Consider the following 16,265-nt stretch of genomic DNA (forward strand, 5'->3'; position numbering starts at 1 on the left):
TTATCGCCGGCATTCTCCGAATGGAAGCCGCGAAATCTCAGCCGAAATTGACGGCGGTTGTGTTGCCGCCGCAGACGAGCACACAGACCTTCTCCTGCAGGCCGGGAACATACTTGCCCGATAGCAGGGCGGCGAAAGCCGCAGCGCCGCCGGGCTCGGCAACCAGGCGCATACCGTTCCACAAGGCTTGCTGGGCGGAGCGGATCTCGTCGTCCGAAACCAGCACTGGCGGTTGCAGATATTTCTGCGCAAGAGGGAAGGCTAGCTCGCCGATCCGCTTTGGGGCAAGCGAATCCGCAGCGATGCCGCCAGCCGGCGCATCCACGGGATGACCAGCCTTGAAGGCGTCGAACAGCGTCGGCGCGCCGTCCGATTCGACCGCCACGATTTTGATCCGGTCGGTAAACCAGGAGGTGATGCCGCCGATCAGGCCGCCGCCGCCTACGGCCACCAGCAGCGTGGTGACATGAGGCAGGTCCTCCTCGATTTCCTTGCCGAGCGTGCCCTGACCAAGCATGGTTTCCACCTGGTCATAGGCATGGATGGGCATGGCGCCGCTTTCGGTCACGTAGATCTCGCTCGCGGCAAGCGCATCCGCATAGCGGTCGCCGCCCACCACGAGTTGGGCTCCATAGGAGCGGATCAGGTCGATCTTTGCGGCGGATGCGACGCTCGGGACGAAGATGGTGGCAGGAATGCCCAGCTGTTTGGCTGCGTAGGCGACCGCCGCGCCGTGATTGCCGCCCGATGCCGCGACAACGCCGGCTGCCGGCACCTGCCGGGTCAAAAGGTTCGTAAAGGCGCCGCGCACTTTAAACGAGCCGGAATGCTGCAGGAGTTCCAGCTTCAGGTCTACCGGCAAGGCGTGGCCTCCAAAATCGCACAGGTCGGCTTGCATGGTGGGCGTATGCCGCACATGCTGCCGGATCAGGGCATGGATGCTGGAAATCTGCTCCGGGGTGACCTGCTCGAGCGCCATGACCTATCCTTTGAATGAGATAGCCGGGGTTATCCTCGGCGCCGGCAATACGCAAGGCGAAAGGTCGCGGCCTGCATGACGAAGGTTGCGAAAGACGGCTCGTACAGCATGTCGCGCAAAAGTGTGTATCGGTTTTGCGTCAACGACATGCGATAAAACAAAGGCTTAAAGCGTGGAAAGCGAATCTGAAAGATCGCGACACGCTTTAGGGCGTCAGCCGGCGGTCTCCTCGACATCCTCGGCGGTCAGGTCCTTGAGGAAGTCTTCGCACCAGCGATTGATGTCGTATTTGACAAGATGATCCATCATCTTTTCCCACCGCTGCTTGCGCTCGTCGAGCGACATGGTGAGTCCGCGCGCGATCGCATGCGCCGTGCCCTCGATGTCGTAGGGATTGACGAGCAGCGCCCCGGTCAGTTCCCGGGCAGCGCCGGCGAACCGCGAGAGAACCAGAACGCCCGGATCGTCGGGGTCCTGTGCGGCGACATATTCCTTGGCAACTAGGTTCATGCCGTCGCGCAGCGGCGTCACCAGGCCGATCTTCGCCAACCGGTAGAGACCTGCCAGAAGCGGCCTTGCGATCGAGCGGTTGACATAGCGGATCGGCACCCAATCGACAGTACCCAGCGCGCCGTTTACCCGTCCCGCCTGCTCGGCGACCGTCCGCTGCATCTGCTCGTATTCCGGCACTTCCGAACGGGATTTCGGCGTGATCTGAAGATAAGTCACCTTGTTCTGATAGTTTGGGTTCAGCGTCACAAAGGTCTCGAAGGCGTCGATGCGCTGGGTGATCCCCTTGGAATAATCCAGCCGGTCCACGCCGATGATCAGATCCCGGCCCTCGACACTCTGGCGCGCCTTGCGCACCATGCTGTTGCTGGCAGCCTTGCGGGCAAATTCCGCAAAGGGTTGGGTTTCAATCGCGATCGAATAGGCGCCGCCCTTGAACGTGCGGCCGTAGGTGGAAAACTTGCCGCCTTCCAGCCTCTCGCCAATGCCTTCGCGCACCAGCCCGCCGCCGAAATTGTCGAGGTCGAAGTCGGTCTGGAAGCCGACGAGGTCATATTGCGAGAGGCCGCGCATGATCTGCTCATGCACCGGCATGGCGAACAGCACGTCGGCGGGCGGCCAGGGAATATGAAGGAAGAAGCCGATCTTGTTCTTGACGCCCATCTGCCGCAGTTCGGAGGCAAGCGGGATCAGGTGGTAGTCATGGACCCAAATAATGTCGTCTTCCTTGAGAAGCGGTGCGAGGCGCTCGGCAAAGAAGCGGTTGACCCGGAAATAGCCGGCCATTTCCTTACGGCCGTATTCGGCAAGGTCCAGCCGGTAGTGGCAGATCGGCCAGAGTACTCGGTTGGCAAAGCCGTGGTAGTATTCCTCGACATCCGTCTTGGTGAGGTCCGTCAGCGCATAGGTGATCTTGCCGTGGTTGCGCATGTCGAGCGGACCGGGCGCCTTGGCGCCGCTAGACTTGCCCGACCAGCCCATCCAGATGCCGCCATGCTCTTCCAATGCAGCCTGGAGAGCAACAGCCAGGCCGCCGGCGGGGGCAGCACCGGCTTTTTCCGGAACGCTGACCCGGTTCGAAACGATGACAAGACGGCTCAAGACGCGTCCTTTCCAGCTTGCTTCCGCTGTTGCGCGAGTGTGCCGAGAATGGCGCGCAGGCCGGCGGCAGAGGGGAGGGCGGATGTGGCGATGGATTGCGCCGCTGTTTCCTCGATGCGGATCGAGTGGCCGCCCAATTCGTTGGCGACCCTGAACATGGCTTCGTCGGTGAGATCGTCTCCAACGGCGATGGGAATACGACCCTGGAAGGGCGGCTCGGACAGGAAGGCTCGTAGCGCCTCTCCCTTGCTGGCGCGCGAGGGGCGGATTTCCAGCACCATCTTGCCCCGCTGCAGCATGTAATCGGGGCCGGCAAGTTCCGCGAAATGCGTCATCACGGCCTCCACCTGCTGTTGGTATTCCGGCGCCTGCCGGTAATGCGCGGCAATGGCGAGGCCCTTGTCTTCCACCAGCACGCCCGGCCATTGCCTGGCCTGGTCGGTGATGCGCTCCTTCAGCGCGGCGAAATCGCCGGATCTTTCAAGCCTTTGAACCTCTCCCGACGAGGAGCGCCGCTCGGCGCCGTGAAGCCCGGCGATCGGAAAATGATGCGAGCCGAACAGGGCGTCCGCATAAACCAGCGCCCGTCCGGTTACCAGGGCCAGCGCGCCACCCAGCAGCTGCGAGATCTGCTCCAGCGTGTTCGGCAGGTCGGGTGGCACCGTGATGCCGTCCGGGCTGTCCGCGATATCGATCAGCGTACCGTCGATATCGAGAAACAGTGCCCAGCGGCCGGGGTCTCGGGCAATGTCATAGAGAATGGCACCGCCGGATTGCACGGTGTCGAGGGTAGCCTGAAGAGTGTTGGGTTCGTAGGACATAAGTCGGAATGTAGGCGGGACACCCGCCGCGGCAACCGCGCCGCACCACATCGCATTGGAAAAAGTGATAAGGACTTCGCCAAAAATCTGTCATGAAACTCCGGGATTTAGCCTTCGTTAACCATTTCCCGAGACCCTTGGGAAGACGTTGAAGCCGCGTTTGCGGTGATTGGGAGCAGACAGACCAATGTGCCGTTGGGCAGCCTATAAGGGCGAACCGCTCTACCTCGAAGAACTCGTATCCTCGCCCGCTCACTCGCTGATCGAGCAATCCCATTGCGCCACGCGCGCCAAGACGGCCACCAATGGCGACGGCTTCGGCATTGCCTGGTATGGCGACCGGCCGGAGCCTGGTCGGTATCGCGATGTCCTGCCGGCCTGGTCCGACTGCAATCTGCGCAGCCTGGCGCGCCAGATCCGTTCGCCGCTGTTTCTGGCCCATGTGCGGGCAGCGACCACCGGCGCGACCCGCCGCGACAACTGCCATCCCTTCGTGCACGGCCATTGGTCCTTCATGCACAATGGCCAGATTGCCGGCTTCGACAGGATCCGCCGGCAGATGGAGGCTATGCTCTCCGACGAGTTGTTCGAATCCCGTACCGGCACTACGGATTCCGAATTGCTTTTTTTGCTGGCGCTGGAATTCGGTCTCGATGCCGACCCCTTCGGGGCGATGGAAAAGGCGATTTTCGCCGTCGAAAACCTGTCGCGCGAGAAATCCGGCGAGGCATTGGTCCGCTTCACCGCGGCCTTTTCCGACGGCCGGGCGCTTTATGCGGTGCGTTACGCCACAGACCATAAGCCGCCGACGCTTTACGCAGCACCCATGGGTGGCAAAAGCGGCTATTGCCTCGTCTCCGAACCGCTCAACGACGAAGCGGATACCTGGGTGGAGATTCCGGATGGAAGCGCGGTCAAGGTAACGGCGGAGGGCATGCAGGCACTGCTTTTCCAGCCCGAAGTGCTGTCGGAAGCGGCCTGAACCAGGCAGGCCTCAGCCGAGCCGAGCCGCGATCAGCGCCGCCAGCCGATCCGCCACCTCGTCCTTGGTAAGATCCGGCCATTCGTCGGTGCCGCCAGCCGTGATGATCTTCACACGATTGCGGCTGCCTCCCATCACGCCTGTCTCCGGAGAGACGTCGTTGGCGACGATCATGTCGGCGCGCTTGCGCTCCAGCTTGGCGCGGCCGTTCGTCTCCACGTCCTGTGTTTCCGCCGCAAATCCCACCACCAGTTTCGGGCGCTGCGGGTGGTGGCCCACGGTCTTCAGGATGTCGGGGTTTTCCGTAAGAAAAAGGGGAGGTGGGGCCTCTCCTTGTTGCTTCTTGATCTTCTGGCCCGCAGCGGAGGCGACGCGCCAGTCTGCAACGGCGGCCACCATCACGGCGATATCCGCGGGCAGATGCGAGAGGACCACCTGCAGCATCTCCTCGGCCGTTTCCACATGAAGGGTCTCGGCGCCCGCAGGGTCGGCAATGGTGACCGGACCGGAGATAAGCGTTACCTTGGCGCCCAGCTTCGCCAGTGCCGCGGCGATGGCATGCCCCTGTCGCCCCGAGGATCGGTTGGCAATGTAGCGGACGGGATCGATCGGCTCATGCGTCGGTCCGGAGGTGACGATAGCGGTCCTGCCGGCAAGCGGCTTGGGGGCCTCCTGAAGCAGCGCGATGACAGCCGCAACGATGTCGAGGGGCTCGGCCATCCGGCCCGTTCCCGCCTCGTTGCTTTCGGCCATCTCGCCGCAGGCGGGTCCGATGAAGCGGATTCCGTCGGCGCGTAGTGTCTCGGCATTGCGTTTGGTGGCAGGCGCTGCCCACATCTTCGGATTCATGGCAGGCGCGATCAGCACCGGCCTGTCGGTCGCCAACAGAACGGCGCTCGCAAGGTCGCTTGCCATGCCATGCGCCATCTTGGCCATCAGGTCGGCGCTGGCCGGCGCAACGAGCACGAGGTCGGCGTCCCGCGCCAGACGGATATGGCCGACATCCTGCTCGTCCTCGCGGGAAAACAGGTCCAGATAGACATGGCTGGCGGAAAGGGCGCCGACGGCAAGCGGCGTGATGAACTCCTGGGCCGCCTTGGTCATGATGGGTCTCACTGTCGCGCCCCGCTCTCGCAGGCGGCGGATGAGGTCGAGGCTCTTATAGGCCGCGATCCCGCCGGAGATAATCAGAAGAATGCGTTTGCCTGAGAGTTCCATGCGTGCCCCGGATACCGAACGGGCGGAAGCTAGGCTCTTGGCTGCGGAGTTGCAATTGCCATTATCATAGCTCCGTCTTGCGCAGGTTTCGAGAGCGCGCTACCGTTTCAGCGGCCGGATGCGGCCAGCCGCCCGCGGCGCATCTGCGCTATGGTGAACGCATCCAATCGCCTCTCGTCTTATCGCCATCCGGCAGACGGTGACGAACGGATCAGCAATGCGGGGCCTGATTTTGCCGTTCGTCCGTTGAAGGGATGATGAGATGCGCGATTTCCGCGATGCAAAACTGATGGCCAAGACCCTGCGCGAAGCGCTGGCCGAACGTAAAATAGAACTTACACATAGCCAGGCGCTCGAACTCGTGGCAGCCCAATTCGGTTATGACGACTGGAATATTTTTGCGGCGTTGATTGCCGCGGAAAACCCAAAGCACAGGAGGCCGGATGAGATCTCGATCCAGCCGGCGATCCCGATCTTCCGGATTTTCTCCGTCGACAAGGCGATGGAATTCTATCGCGATTTCCTCGGCTTCACCGTGGACTGGGAGCATCGCTTCGGCGACAACTTTCCGCTCTATTGTCAGGTATCGCGCAACGGCATGCTGATGCACCTTTCCGAGCATGCCGGCGACGCGTCGCCCGGTGCCCGGGCCTTTGTGCCCATGCAGGGCATCAGGCAGTTTCATGCGGAACTGATCGGCAAGGATTACCGCTATATGAAACCCGGCCTCGAACAGGCTGCATGGGGACTGGAATTGACGGTGACCGACCCCTTCAGCAACCGCATTTCCTTTTGCGAGCGCGAGATTAAGCCGGACGCCTGATCAGATCTTTTTCCGTGCGACCGGTGCCGGCTCGGCGGTCGTCAGCTTGAACTCCGCCATCTCCTTCGGAGTCAGGTAATAGAGCCGGTCGGGTGGGGTCTCCAGGGCGTGAAACCACAGCCCCGCCTCGATCCCCATCTCCTGCAGGTGGCGCGCCACCCGCGCCGTGGTCGCCTGCGCGCTCGACATGGCCTGATCGGCGCTGGGGTGGTCCTTGCTACCGTTGAATACCTGGTGGACGCCGATGACGGCATCCTTCTCTGCTATGCGGCCGACGCCGCCCGCAAAGACGATCGGGCAGGAGGAGGCGCAGAGTGCCTTGGAGGCAACCTTGGTGTTGAGCTTCTTCTCGCGGATCAGCTTCGACATGGCGATTGCATCCTCAACGGAGCCGCCAGGAGAGTTGAGCGCGATGACCTTCACGTACTCGCCTCGGGCCTCGATCTCCTGCGCGAAGCGGGCGCTCGCACCGGGATCGATCGCACCTTCTGCCAGCAGTACGCCGCCGGTCTGGAGCTCGAAGCGGATCGCCTTTCGCAGGACTTCGGCCGGGCTTGCGGGCTCGACGGGAGGCGCCGCCGGCCGGCCGTCCGTCAATGCGGGCGGCAGAACGGGCTGGTCCTCGTGGAGAGGGTCGAAACCGGGAAGCCCCGCATTGGCGCGGGAAATGTCGCGGATGTCGATAACGAGGAAAATGGCAGCAGCCGAGAGCAGGGCATAGAAGGCCCCGCGCATCAGCATCCCGTCGTCGAGCCTGCGAAGGGCTTCACCGATCCTCATGCGTCCGGTCCCGGCGCGACATGCGTCCGGTCCCGCCGCGATTTCAGGTCGAGATTGGTGATGTTGTTGTGCTCATCCGCAATGTCCCCGGGTTCGAGCTCCGCTTCGACTGGTCCAAGGGGCTCTGGTGGCGTGGCTGGCGTCACAGCACCCATCGCGCTCACTGCTCTCTGGATTTCGAGTGCCTGAAGGAGTTCCGCCGCCGTGATGCGTTCTGCAAAGGGCATGTCCTCTTCCTGGCGCCGAATGGCTCCATGTACGACGGCGAGAATGAACACCATGACGCCGGGCAAAAGATCGATTGAAATGGCGCCAGCCCAGGCCGGGATGAAATCGGGCGCGTATTCCAGAACGGCAGCCGCCGAAGACAGCGGCACGAAGCGCCGCTCCACGACGGGCGGTCGCGAAAGAATATCGTCGGCGGCCTTTGCCAGCGCCTTGGACTGCGAGGTGACGGAGGCCTTGACTGTCTCCATCACCTGGTTCTGGCGGTTGATCAGGTCCGGCGCTGCCCCGTCCGGCACGGGGGCGATGAAGCCCAGCGAAAGATCGTCTGCCGCGCGGCGGATCGAAGGTGCGACGGATGTCTGCGCCAGCGAAGTGATGATGCCGGTCAGGGCCACGGCCTCGGTGGAGAACTGGTCGGCGCGCGGCTCGATGGCACCGGGTGCCGACACCAGCGTCCGCATGGCTTCGAGCCGCTTCTGCCCTTGGGCGAACAAGTCGGCGACCTGCTCCCGCGAAGCATTGATGCCGTTTTCGAGACCCTTCATCTGGGCTGACATCTGCGACAGGAGCTGAACGACACTGCCCGAGCCGGTCGTGCCGGTCAGCGAACCGGACTGCCGCTCTACGCCCGCCAGCTGGGCGAACCGCTCGCCTGCGCGCTGGATGTCAGGCAGCAGGCCCTGCACCGACAACGCGTTCTGATAGGCACGGTCGAGATCGGTCGTATAATCCTCCACCGTCTCGGACAGATGCTGTTCCACGGCGGCCGAGCCCGCAAGCGCTGCGGCATTCAGCCAGCTCGACATGGCCATGATCATGGCCGCACCGATCGCCATGACGAACAGCATGCCGGCACGCCCGGTGCGGGTCGTCACATGCGGATAAAAGCGGGCCATATAGGACCAGAAGGCATAGATGCCGACCGATACCGAAGCCGAATAGATAAGGGCTGCGAAGAACACGGCGGTGGGCGAGCCGTCAAGAATGCTGCGCGCGCCCAGATAGGTATAGACGCCGGAGGCCAGCGCCAGAACGGCCAGCGCAAACCGGGTCATCGTCTCCACGGCCGCGACGCCGTCGTGCAAGCGTTGGGAAGCGCCAAGCGCCATGGTCATCTCCGGAAGGGCAGCGGAAAAAGGAATGTATTCCTTAAAAGAGAATGAAGAAACGGGCAGAATGAAGGCGTGGCCGGCAACGCCCACCTCTCCGAACGAACATGGCGGAGCGGGCATCAGTAACGCGCCGGTCCTAGCCCATCCGTACTAGTGGGCTTTCGTCAGCCTCCATGCGAAGGAAGCCGGGTTCTTTTATTGCGCCCGCAGACGTGATCGTAATTTTAAGAATGGGAATTATCGAAGAGGGAAAAATGTTAAAGAAAGCTATTGTGGGGACGATGTCACTCATCATGGTCGCGGGCTTGGCGTCGTGCCAGACACCCCAGGAATCCGCAACCAGTGCTCAGATGACATGTAATGCCCAAGGACTGAGAGCCGGCACAAGGCAATACGACAGATGTGTGGGTGCGACTTATCAAAGCAATCGTGTACAGGCCCAGCAGGCGGAAAATAACGCTGTCGCCGGAGCTGCTTTGGGGGTCGTCGGCGGGGCAGTCCTGGGGGCTAGCTTGAACGATCATCCCCATTACTATCGTCGTTGCGGACGATGGGGCTGCTACTAAGCCAGTTGCGCGATCTGCTGGCGCAGAGCTCAACACTATAAAAACAGACATTTAAAGGGTGTCGCCTGAAAAAGGAGACACCCTTTAAGGTGATAATGTCACCTCCATCTCTATGGGCACGGTCTCCCAAGAGCCTGAACCGCTCACCCTAGGCCATGCAACCGCTTGATCGGCATTTCACCGCGTCCGAAACCGCCAAGAGCGAAGAACCCGTCTATGGCATGGATGGGGGAAAGGGCAATGAGATCGGTGAGGAAGGCTTCCGAGGACAGGTCCTGCTCGATCGCTTCGACCTCCACCGACAGCGGCCGGTCGACCGTATAGAAGGCGGCATGCCGGCGGACCACGTCGTAGACGAGTTTAACGGCGCCGGCAGGTTCGTCCCCCTGTATGTCCATGGCCTGGCAGGCCAGCAGCGCCTCGAGCGCCGCCAGACGCTTCAGCGCCTGGGTTTGCCGCTCGAAACGCTCGATCACCAGTGGAAGGAAGGCCGCCTCGTCCTCCATTCCGCCGGCGACGACGAGGGACTGGGCCGAGACCGGATTGATCATGGACAGGACCCGCGAGAAAATCTCGCCGGCCAGCTTGATGATTGGTCCGAACCCGGTTGCAATTGCTCCCTCCGGCACCAGATTGACCGGCAGGCTGCGTCTTTGGCCGTTGCCGAGCAGGACGCAGCGGTTGAAGGAGTTGCGGGCGGCATGGGCCATGCAGAGCACGGCCGATTCAAGCAGCACGGTGACATCGAGCGGCAGCGAGCCGCCGGAGGTCAGCACCTTGCCCTCGACGATCACCGGATTGTCGTCGGACCGGCCGGTCGCCGCCAGCACCTTGTGGCCGGCGCTGAGTATGCTTTCATAGACGGCGCCGAAGACCTGGGGGATCATGCGCAGGCTGAGCGGGTCCTGGATATGGGTCGCATGCGGCCAGGCCCAGCCTTCCGATGCGTTGCACAGCCACTGGCCGATCATTGCCTCGCGGGCAGTGCCCACATGCGTCACCGCAAGCCAGGGATCGCGCGATGCTCCCATTGCGCCGGATGCGGCAAGGCCGGTGGCAAGCAAAGCGCGCACGGCGCCCGCCGCACCGCGTGTCGCCTCCGCCGCTGCCGCAAAGCTCACCGAATTGACGCTGAGCGAGGCGAGGCTGTCGCGGGGCGCCATGCGGAATATGTGGAGGCCCGCCCGCCGGAAGGCTTCCTCGGCCGGCAGCCGCTCGCCCCGATACATGGCTTCGCCGACGCCGGTCAGCACGGCGCCGATCTGCCCCATCAGGCCGATATCGGCACAGCCGATCGAGCCGGTCCGCCGCACCACGGGGATCACGTCGGCGGCAAGGAGATCGAGATAGGATTGCACAAGATCCGTCGAGCAGCCGACATAGCCGGTCAGTGCCGTATTGACGCGCAATGCCATAGCGTTGCGCACCACGGACATCGGGAAAGGTTTGCCCGTGCCGAAATGATGGGCGCGCACGAGGCCAAGATTGAAGGCATCCAGATCCTCGGCGGACCAGGCCACATCCTTCATGGCGCCGACGCCGGTGGTCGCGCCATAAACGGGTTGGCCGTCCGCGATAGCCTTTTCCAGAACGTCCCGAGCAGCCTGGACCCGCGCAAACCCTTCGGGTTCCACGCTGATCTCCGCCTTGCCTTTGCCGATCGTCAGCAGCTCCGCAAAGCCGAGCGGCTGGCCGGTTAGTTCGATCTGGATTTTCATGTCGGACATTTGATCACCTTTGCCGCAGATTAGCGCGGGTGCGGCTTTGGGGTATATCCCAAAACGGAGACATGAAGCGAGATTGCGACCGGTGCGGCGGTTTACAGCGTGAGGGCGATATAGAGCAGCGACAGCGCGATGATCCAGAGCGCAATCCGGCCGGACCGGCCATGCCGCGCTTCCGCCTTGCCGATCGCGTCGGCGGTTTCCGGGTCGAAGCGCAGCCCGTTTTCGCTCATGCGGACGAGCTCCTTGTGCAGCGTCTCGGTCTTGGAGGCAATCTCGGGCACGGCTTCCGCAAGCTTGATCGCCGCTTTGACGCCGTCGCGCAGGTCCGCAACGATGCGTTTCGGCCCCAGATTGTCGCGAATCCACTGGCCGACGACGGGTTCCGACGCTTTCCACATGTTGAAGCGTGGGTCGAGCATGCGCGCGACGCCTTCCACGACCACCATGGTCTTCTGCAGCAGGATCAGTTCCGGCCGCGTCTGCATCTCGAACAGGTCGGTCACCTCGAACAGCAGCGCCAGCAGGCGCGCCATGGAGATGGTTTCGGCCGGCTGGCCGTGGATGGGCTCGCCAATGGCGCGGATCGCCTGCGCAAAGGCCGCGACATCGTGGTGCGCGGGCACGTAACCCGCTTCGAAATGAACCTCGGCGACACGCAGGTAATCGCGGGTGATGAAGCCGAACAGAATTTCGGCCAGGAACCGCCGTTCCTTTCGCCCGAGCCGCCCGACGATACCCATGTCGACGGCGACGACGGTGCCGTTGGGATCGACGAACAGGTTGCCGGGGTGCATGTCGGCATGGAAGAAGCCGTCGCGCAGCGTGTGGCGCAGGAAGGACTGGATCAGAGTCTCCGCCAGCTTTTCCAGATCATGCCCGGCGCTGCGAAGCGCCTCGATATTGTTCATCTTGACGCCATCGATCCATTCCATGGTGATGACGTCGCGGCCGGTTCGCTCCCAGTCCACCGTGGGCACACGGAAGCCGGGATCGTCCGCCGTATTCTGCGCGAGCTCCGAAAGCGCCGCAGCTTCCAGCCGCAGGTCCATTTCCATCTTGGTGGTCTGTTCGAGTGTGCGCGTCACCTCGACAGGGCGCAGACGACGGCTCGACGGCACGAACCGTTCCTGCAGGCGCGAAAGGACATACATGCCCTCGATGTCATGGGCGAAGCGCTGGCGGATGCCGGGACGCACCACTTTCACGGCCACCTGGCGGTCGCCGATCATGCAGGGGTGCACCTGCGCAATTGAGGCGGCGGCGATCGGTTCGCCGAAGGACGTGTAGAGATCGGAAATCGGCCGCCCGAGCGAGGCTTCGACAGCAGCTTTTGCCACCGGAGTCGGGAAGAACGCCATGCGATCCTGCAGCATGGACAGATCGATGGCCCAATCGACGCCGACCACATCCGGGCGGGTTGCCAGAAACTGCCCGATCTTCACATAGGAAGGCCCCAGGCGATCGACGGCGCGTGTCAGCCTTTCGCTGCGCGCCTGTTTCTTGGCGCGGAAGCGGGCAAGCGGTTCGGTCAGAATCTTGATGAACCCAACGACGGGCGGCATGTCCTGGGTCGGCAGGGCGGAAACGACCCCTTCGCGCACCAGAACCCAGCCCACCCGGGCAAGCCGAAAATAAGCGCCAAGCGTACTCATCCCTTACAGTTTCCAGCCGGAATGCAGGGCCGCTATGCCGCCGGTGTAATTGGTGAAGGTGACGCGGGAGAAGCCGGCATTGCGGATCATGGCCGCGAAATTCTCCTGGTTGGGGAATTTGCGGATGGATTCGACCAGATATTGGTAGGGTTCGGCCTCGCCGGTGATCATCTTGCCGAAGCGCGGGATCGCCTTGAACGACCATTCTTCATAGAAGCGCTCCAGAAGCGGCATTTCGACCTCGGAAAACTCCAGCACGAGAAGCCGTCCGCCGCGCTTCAGCACGCGGTAGGCTTCCTTCAGCGCCACGTCGATATGCGGCACATTGCGGATGCCGAAGGCGATGGTGTAGGCATCGAAGGAATTGTCGTCGAAGGGCAGTGATTCCGCATTGGCTTCCACGAAGGTAAGATTGTCGGAGAGGCGCTGTTTTGCGGCGCGTTCGGCACCGACCCCCAGCATGGAGCCGTTGATGTCGAGAACGGTCACATGCGCCAGACGATCGGAGGCCTCGACGATACGGAATGCGATGTCGCCCGTGCCGCCCGCCACATCGAGCGTCCTGTAGCCGGCATCCTTGCGCGGGTTGAGGGCAGCGATCAGGGCATCCTTCCACACCCGGTGCATGCCCGCCGACATGACGTCGTTCATCACGTCGTAGCGCTTGGCGACCTTGTGGAAGACGTCGTTGACCAGGGTCTGCTTTTCACCTTCCGCCACCTGGCGAAAGCCGTAGGAGGTTTCCATCCCGCCGTCGGCGCTGGTACGAGCTTCGGTCATTGGCGAACTCCTTGACGCAATTCCGGGGGAGGCCATAGCGATCAGCGCTGGGCCTCTCTATCTGTGGCGCGGCCTATACATACAGCGGAGCCGCTCGGGTCTATAGACCAGGATCGGTTACCGCGAAACAGGAAGTTAGGAACACCATGCCCGAATTGCCAGAGGTGGAAACCGTAAGGCGAGGCCTGGCGCCGGTTATGGAGGGCGCCCGGATCGAAAGACTGGAACTCAACCGGCCGGACCTTCGCTTCCCCTTGCCGGAGAATTTTGCCCAGGCTGTGACGGGACGCCGCATCGTCTCGCTCGGCAGGCGGGCCAAATATCTCCTGATCGAGCTTGAAGACGACCTGACGATCGTGGCGCATCTGGGCATGTCCGGCTCCTTCCGCATCGAGGACGATGTGATGGGCGATTTCCACCATCCGCGCTCCAAGGATAGGAAGCACGATCATGTCGTCTTCCACCTCCAGGGGCCGAAGGGGCCGCTGCGGGTCATCTATAATGATCCGAGGCGTTTCGGTTTCATGCACATCTGGAAGCGTAGTGAACTCGATCTTTATCCTGCCTTTGCCGAACTTGGTCCGGAGCCGACCGGCAATGCCCTGAGTGAGGCCTATCTGGCCGCGCGCTTCGCAAACAGGAGCCAGCCGCTCAAGAGTGCGCTTCTCGACCAGACGGTGGTGGCGGGCCTCGGCAACATCTATGTCTGCGAGGCGCTGTGGCGGGCTCACCTGTCACCGAAACGTACGGCAGGCTCGGTCGTCACTATGACGGGCCGGCCGAAAAAGGAACTCCTGCTGCTCACCACGGCCATTCGCGAGGTCATAGCCGATGCGATCGCGGCCGGCGGCTCGTCGCTGCGCGACCATATCCAGACGGATGGTTCTCTCGGCTACTTCCAGCATTCCTTTTCGGTCTACGACCAGGAAGGCAAGCCTTGTCGCACGCCGGACTGCGGCGGTATGGTGGCGCGCATCACGCAAGCCGGTCGCTCCACCTTCTATTGCCCCGCCTGTCAGCGGTGAGAAGGCGAAGCCGGTTCGCAAGACCCGGGAGAGGAGAGCCGATGATCTATGAGACCTTGTTGACCGAAACCCGGGGCGCCGTCGCGCTCGTGACGCTCAACCGTCCGAAGGCACTGAATGCGCTGAACTCCGTCCTGATGGCGGAACTGACCGATGTCCTGGCGGATCTTGCCAGGGACGAGGCAATCGGCGCCGTCGTGCTGACCGGGTCGGACAAGGCCTTTGCTGCCGGTGCCGACATCAAGGAGATGCAGGGCATCGATTTCATCGATGCCTATCTGCAGGACTTCATTTCCGGATGGGAAGGGGTCGCATCTTTTCGAAAGCCGCTGATCGCCGCGGTATCCGGCTTTGCGCTCGGCGGCGGCTGCGAACTCGCCATGATGTGCGATTTCATCATCGCCTCCGAAACGGCCAAATTCGGTCAGCCGGAAATTACGCTCGGGGTCATTCCCGGCATGGGCGGCTCGCAGCGCCTCACCCGCGCCGTCGGCAAGGCCAAGGCCATGGATATGGTGCTGACCGGGCGGATGATGGATGCAGCCGAGGCGGAACGGGCGGGCCTCGTGTCGCGCATCGTCGCCCCGGAGCAACTGGTCGAGGAGGCCATGGCGGCGGCGACGAGGATCGCTTCCTTTCCCCGCGCAGCCGTGCTCATGGCCAAGGAAGCAGTCAACCGCTCCTTCGAGGCGACGCTTGGGGAAGGGCTGCGTTTCGAGCGGCGGCTTTTCCATTCGCTCTTTGCCACCACCGATCAGAAGGAAGGCATGGCGGCATTCGCTGACAAGCGCCCGCCGCAGTTCTCGAACAGATAGCGCCCTTGCCGCGCAAGGCTCAAAATGCGCGTTGACTGAGGAAGCTATTCCCGCTATATGCCCGCCCACAGTTGGGAAGCCTGACCTTGGCTTCCTCTATTGCTCCCGTATTGCTGGATTGATGGTCGCAGGACCGGCGCGGCAATGGCGGAGTTTTGGTTTGAATTCGTAGAGAGGCATGAAATGGCCAATACAACTTCGGCGAAAAAGGCGACCCGCAAGATCGCGCGCCGTACTGAAATCAACAAGGCGCGTCGTTCGCGCATGCGCGGCTTCATCCGCAAGGTGGAAGAAGCCATCGCAACGGGCGATCTGACGGTTGCCGCCGAGGCACTCAAGGCTGCGCAGCCGGAGATCCAGCGCGCTGCCACCAAGGGCGTTCTTCACCGCAATACGGCATCCCGCAAGGTGTCCCGTCTGGCGGCTCGTGTGAAGGCTCTGTCAGCCTGAACTAACATCTCTGGTAGCATGAATAAGAAGCCTGGTCGCCCGACCGGGCTTTTTGTGTTTTCCGGTTTGGCTCTTTAGCCGGTTCGAGTTGTTAACACTTTCATGTCGCTGCGGTGACAGAAAAAGACAATGAAAATCAGATAGTTGCGAGAGGTCCCTATAGTTTGGGTCGCCTTCTTGGGTGCCGAAGATGGCGCCCGGCACGTCAAGTTTTTTTTATTTTCGGAGGAACTTGGGACCCCATGGAAGCGCCTTTTTTGAATCTCATTGATTCAACTGCGATTCTCCGCGACAACTTCTGTGACATTCAAATCACGCTTGAAGAGTCAACAGCCGGCTCTTAATTTTGCGTAAAATTCATCGTTGATCTCGGGGTTCGATCCTGCCTAAATGCGTCTCAGCAAGGGGCACGGGGATAAGTTTGTAAAAGCTGCCGGTCGTCGCCCTTATGAGGCGAGGCGAATAGCTTTTGTCTCTTTGCGGCGGGCAATGTGCTCGTTTCCGATATAACCAGTAGTTGCAGGCCGGAAGTTGACGCTTCCGGCAACGGGTGCGCTTTGCGTATGTGTGTGATTGGGGAAAAGGAGAGAGGCTGACATCGCGACGGCTCATGATGAGGATGAGGCGTCCGAGACACGGGGTGGCTACCGTGGGTGCGTGTCGTTGCGAGGCGGCATTGCGCTCTGGCTTTCGACC

14 protein-coding genes are annotated in these 16,265 nt (G+C 62.1%); 5 read left to right on the forward strand and 9 right to left on the reverse strand.

The window, feature by feature from the left end; all coding sequences use genetic code 11:
* Nucleotides 1-37 precede the first annotated feature (37 nt).
* From EPK99_RS13990 to otsB, 3 genes are all read right to left on the reverse strand, one after another.
* Nucleotides 38-979 carry a threonine/serine dehydratase gene (locus tag EPK99_RS13990; protein WP_128443700.1) on the reverse strand — a complete coding sequence of 314 codons (942 nt, stop codon included), beginning with the start codon at nucleotides 977-979 and terminating at the stop codon, nucleotides 38-40.
* Between the two features lie 213 nt (nucleotides 980-1,192).
* Complete coding sequence (otsA, locus tag EPK99_RS13995) at nucleotides 1,193-2,590, reverse strand: alpha,alpha-trehalose-phosphate synthase (UDP-forming) (RefSeq protein ID WP_128443701.1); 1,398 nt, start codon at nucleotides 2,588-2,590, stop codon at nucleotides 1,193-1,195.
* Nucleotides 2,587-3,411 (reverse strand): trehalose-phosphatase, encoded by an 825-nt coding sequence (gene otsB, locus EPK99_RS14000; protein ID WP_128443702.1) that lies wholly within the window; start codon nucleotides 3,409-3,411, stop codon nucleotides 2,587-2,589. The genes otsA and otsB overlap by 4 nt, the downstream gene beginning before the upstream one ends.
* 187 nt (nucleotides 3,412-3,598) lie before the next feature.
* Between otsB and EPK99_RS14005 the strand changes: the two genes are divergently transcribed.
* Nucleotides 3,599-4,393 (forward strand): class II glutamine amidotransferase, encoded by a 795-nt coding sequence (locus tag EPK99_RS14005; protein ID WP_128443703.1) that lies wholly within the window; start codon nucleotides 3,599-3,601, stop codon nucleotides 4,391-4,393.
* 12 nt (nucleotides 4,394-4,405) lie between these two features.
* Here EPK99_RS14005 and coaBC read toward each other — a convergent pair whose 3' ends face one another.
* On the reverse strand, nucleotides 4,406-5,611 hold the full coding sequence (gene coaBC / locus EPK99_RS14010) for a bifunctional phosphopantothenoylcysteine decarboxylase/phosphopantothenate--cysteine ligase CoaBC (protein ID WP_128443704.1): 1,206 nt from the start codon (nucleotides 5,609-5,611) through the stop codon (nucleotides 4,406-4,408).
* A gap of 262 nt (nucleotides 5,612-5,873) precedes the next feature.
* On the opposite strand from coaBC, the gene EPK99_RS14015 reads away from it, so the two are divergent.
* Complete coding sequence (locus EPK99_RS14015; RefSeq protein WP_128443705.1) at nucleotides 5,874-6,434, forward strand: glyoxalase superfamily protein; 561 nt, start codon at nucleotides 5,874-5,876, stop codon at nucleotides 6,432-6,434.
* Here the strand turns inward: EPK99_RS14015 and EPK99_RS14020 are convergent, their stop codons facing one another.
* The 5 genes from EPK99_RS14020 to ubiE all read right to left on the reverse strand — a co-directional run bounded on the left by EPK99_RS14020 (nucleotide 6,435) and on the right by ubiE (nucleotide 13,279).
* Nucleotides 6,435-7,214, reverse strand: coding sequence for a COG3904 family protein (locus EPK99_RS14020; protein WP_128443706.1), 780 nt, complete (start codon nucleotides 7,212-7,214; stop codon nucleotides 6,435-6,437).
* Nucleotides 7,211-8,551 (reverse strand): hypothetical protein, encoded by a 1,341-nt coding sequence (locus tag EPK99_RS14025; protein WP_128443707.1) that lies wholly within the window; start codon nucleotides 8,549-8,551, stop codon nucleotides 7,211-7,213. The genes EPK99_RS14020 and EPK99_RS14025 overlap by 4 nt, the downstream gene beginning before the upstream one ends.
* Before the next feature lie 712 nt (nucleotides 8,552-9,263).
* Entirely contained in the window at nucleotides 9,264-10,847 is a 1,584-nt protein-coding gene (locus tag EPK99_RS14035; protein ID WP_128443708.1) for an aromatic amino acid lyase, read from the reverse strand.
* A 92-nt stretch (nucleotides 10,848-10,939) separates the two neighbouring features.
* Nucleotides 10,940-12,499 (reverse strand): 2-polyprenylphenol 6-hydroxylase, encoded by a 1,560-nt coding sequence (gene ubiB, locus EPK99_RS14040; protein ID WP_128443709.1) that lies wholly within the window; start codon nucleotides 12,497-12,499, stop codon nucleotides 10,940-10,942.
* Between the two features lie 3 nt (nucleotides 12,500-12,502).
* Complete coding sequence (gene ubiE, locus EPK99_RS14045) at nucleotides 12,503-13,279, reverse strand: bifunctional demethylmenaquinone methyltransferase/2-methoxy-6-polyprenyl-1,4-benzoquinol methylase UbiE (RefSeq protein WP_128443710.1); 777 nt, start codon at nucleotides 13,277-13,279, stop codon at nucleotides 12,503-12,505.
* A 146-nt stretch (nucleotides 13,280-13,425) separates the two neighbouring features.
* Here ubiE and mutM point away from each other — a divergent pair, with 146 nt between their 5' ends.
* The 3 genes from mutM to rpsT all read left to right on the forward strand — a co-directional run bounded on the left by mutM (nucleotide 13,426) and on the right by rpsT (nucleotide 15,569).
* Nucleotides 13,426-14,304 carry a bifunctional DNA-formamidopyrimidine glycosylase/DNA-(apurinic or apyrimidinic site) lyase gene (gene mutM, locus EPK99_RS14050; RefSeq protein WP_128443711.1) on the forward strand — a complete coding sequence of 293 codons (879 nt, stop codon included), beginning with the start codon at nucleotides 13,426-13,428 and terminating at the stop codon, nucleotides 14,302-14,304.
* Between the two features lie 41 nt (nucleotides 14,305-14,345).
* Nucleotides 14,346-15,119, forward strand: a complete 774-nt coding sequence (locus tag EPK99_RS14055; RefSeq protein WP_128443712.1) for an enoyl-CoA hydratase — start codon at nucleotides 14,346-14,348, stop codon at nucleotides 15,117-15,119.
* A 183-nt stretch (nucleotides 15,120-15,302) separates the two neighbouring features.
* Nucleotides 15,303-15,569 (forward strand): 30S ribosomal protein S20, encoded by a 267-nt coding sequence (gene rpsT / locus EPK99_RS14060; protein WP_128443713.1) that lies wholly within the window; start codon nucleotides 15,303-15,305, stop codon nucleotides 15,567-15,569.
* Nucleotides 15,570-16,265 lie beyond the last annotated feature (696 nt).

Source organism: Neorhizobium lilium, from assembly GCF_004053875.1.
In the GTDB taxonomy this organism is placed as follows: domain Bacteria; phylum Pseudomonadota; class Alphaproteobacteria; order Rhizobiales; family Rhizobiaceae; genus Neorhizobium; species Neorhizobium lilii.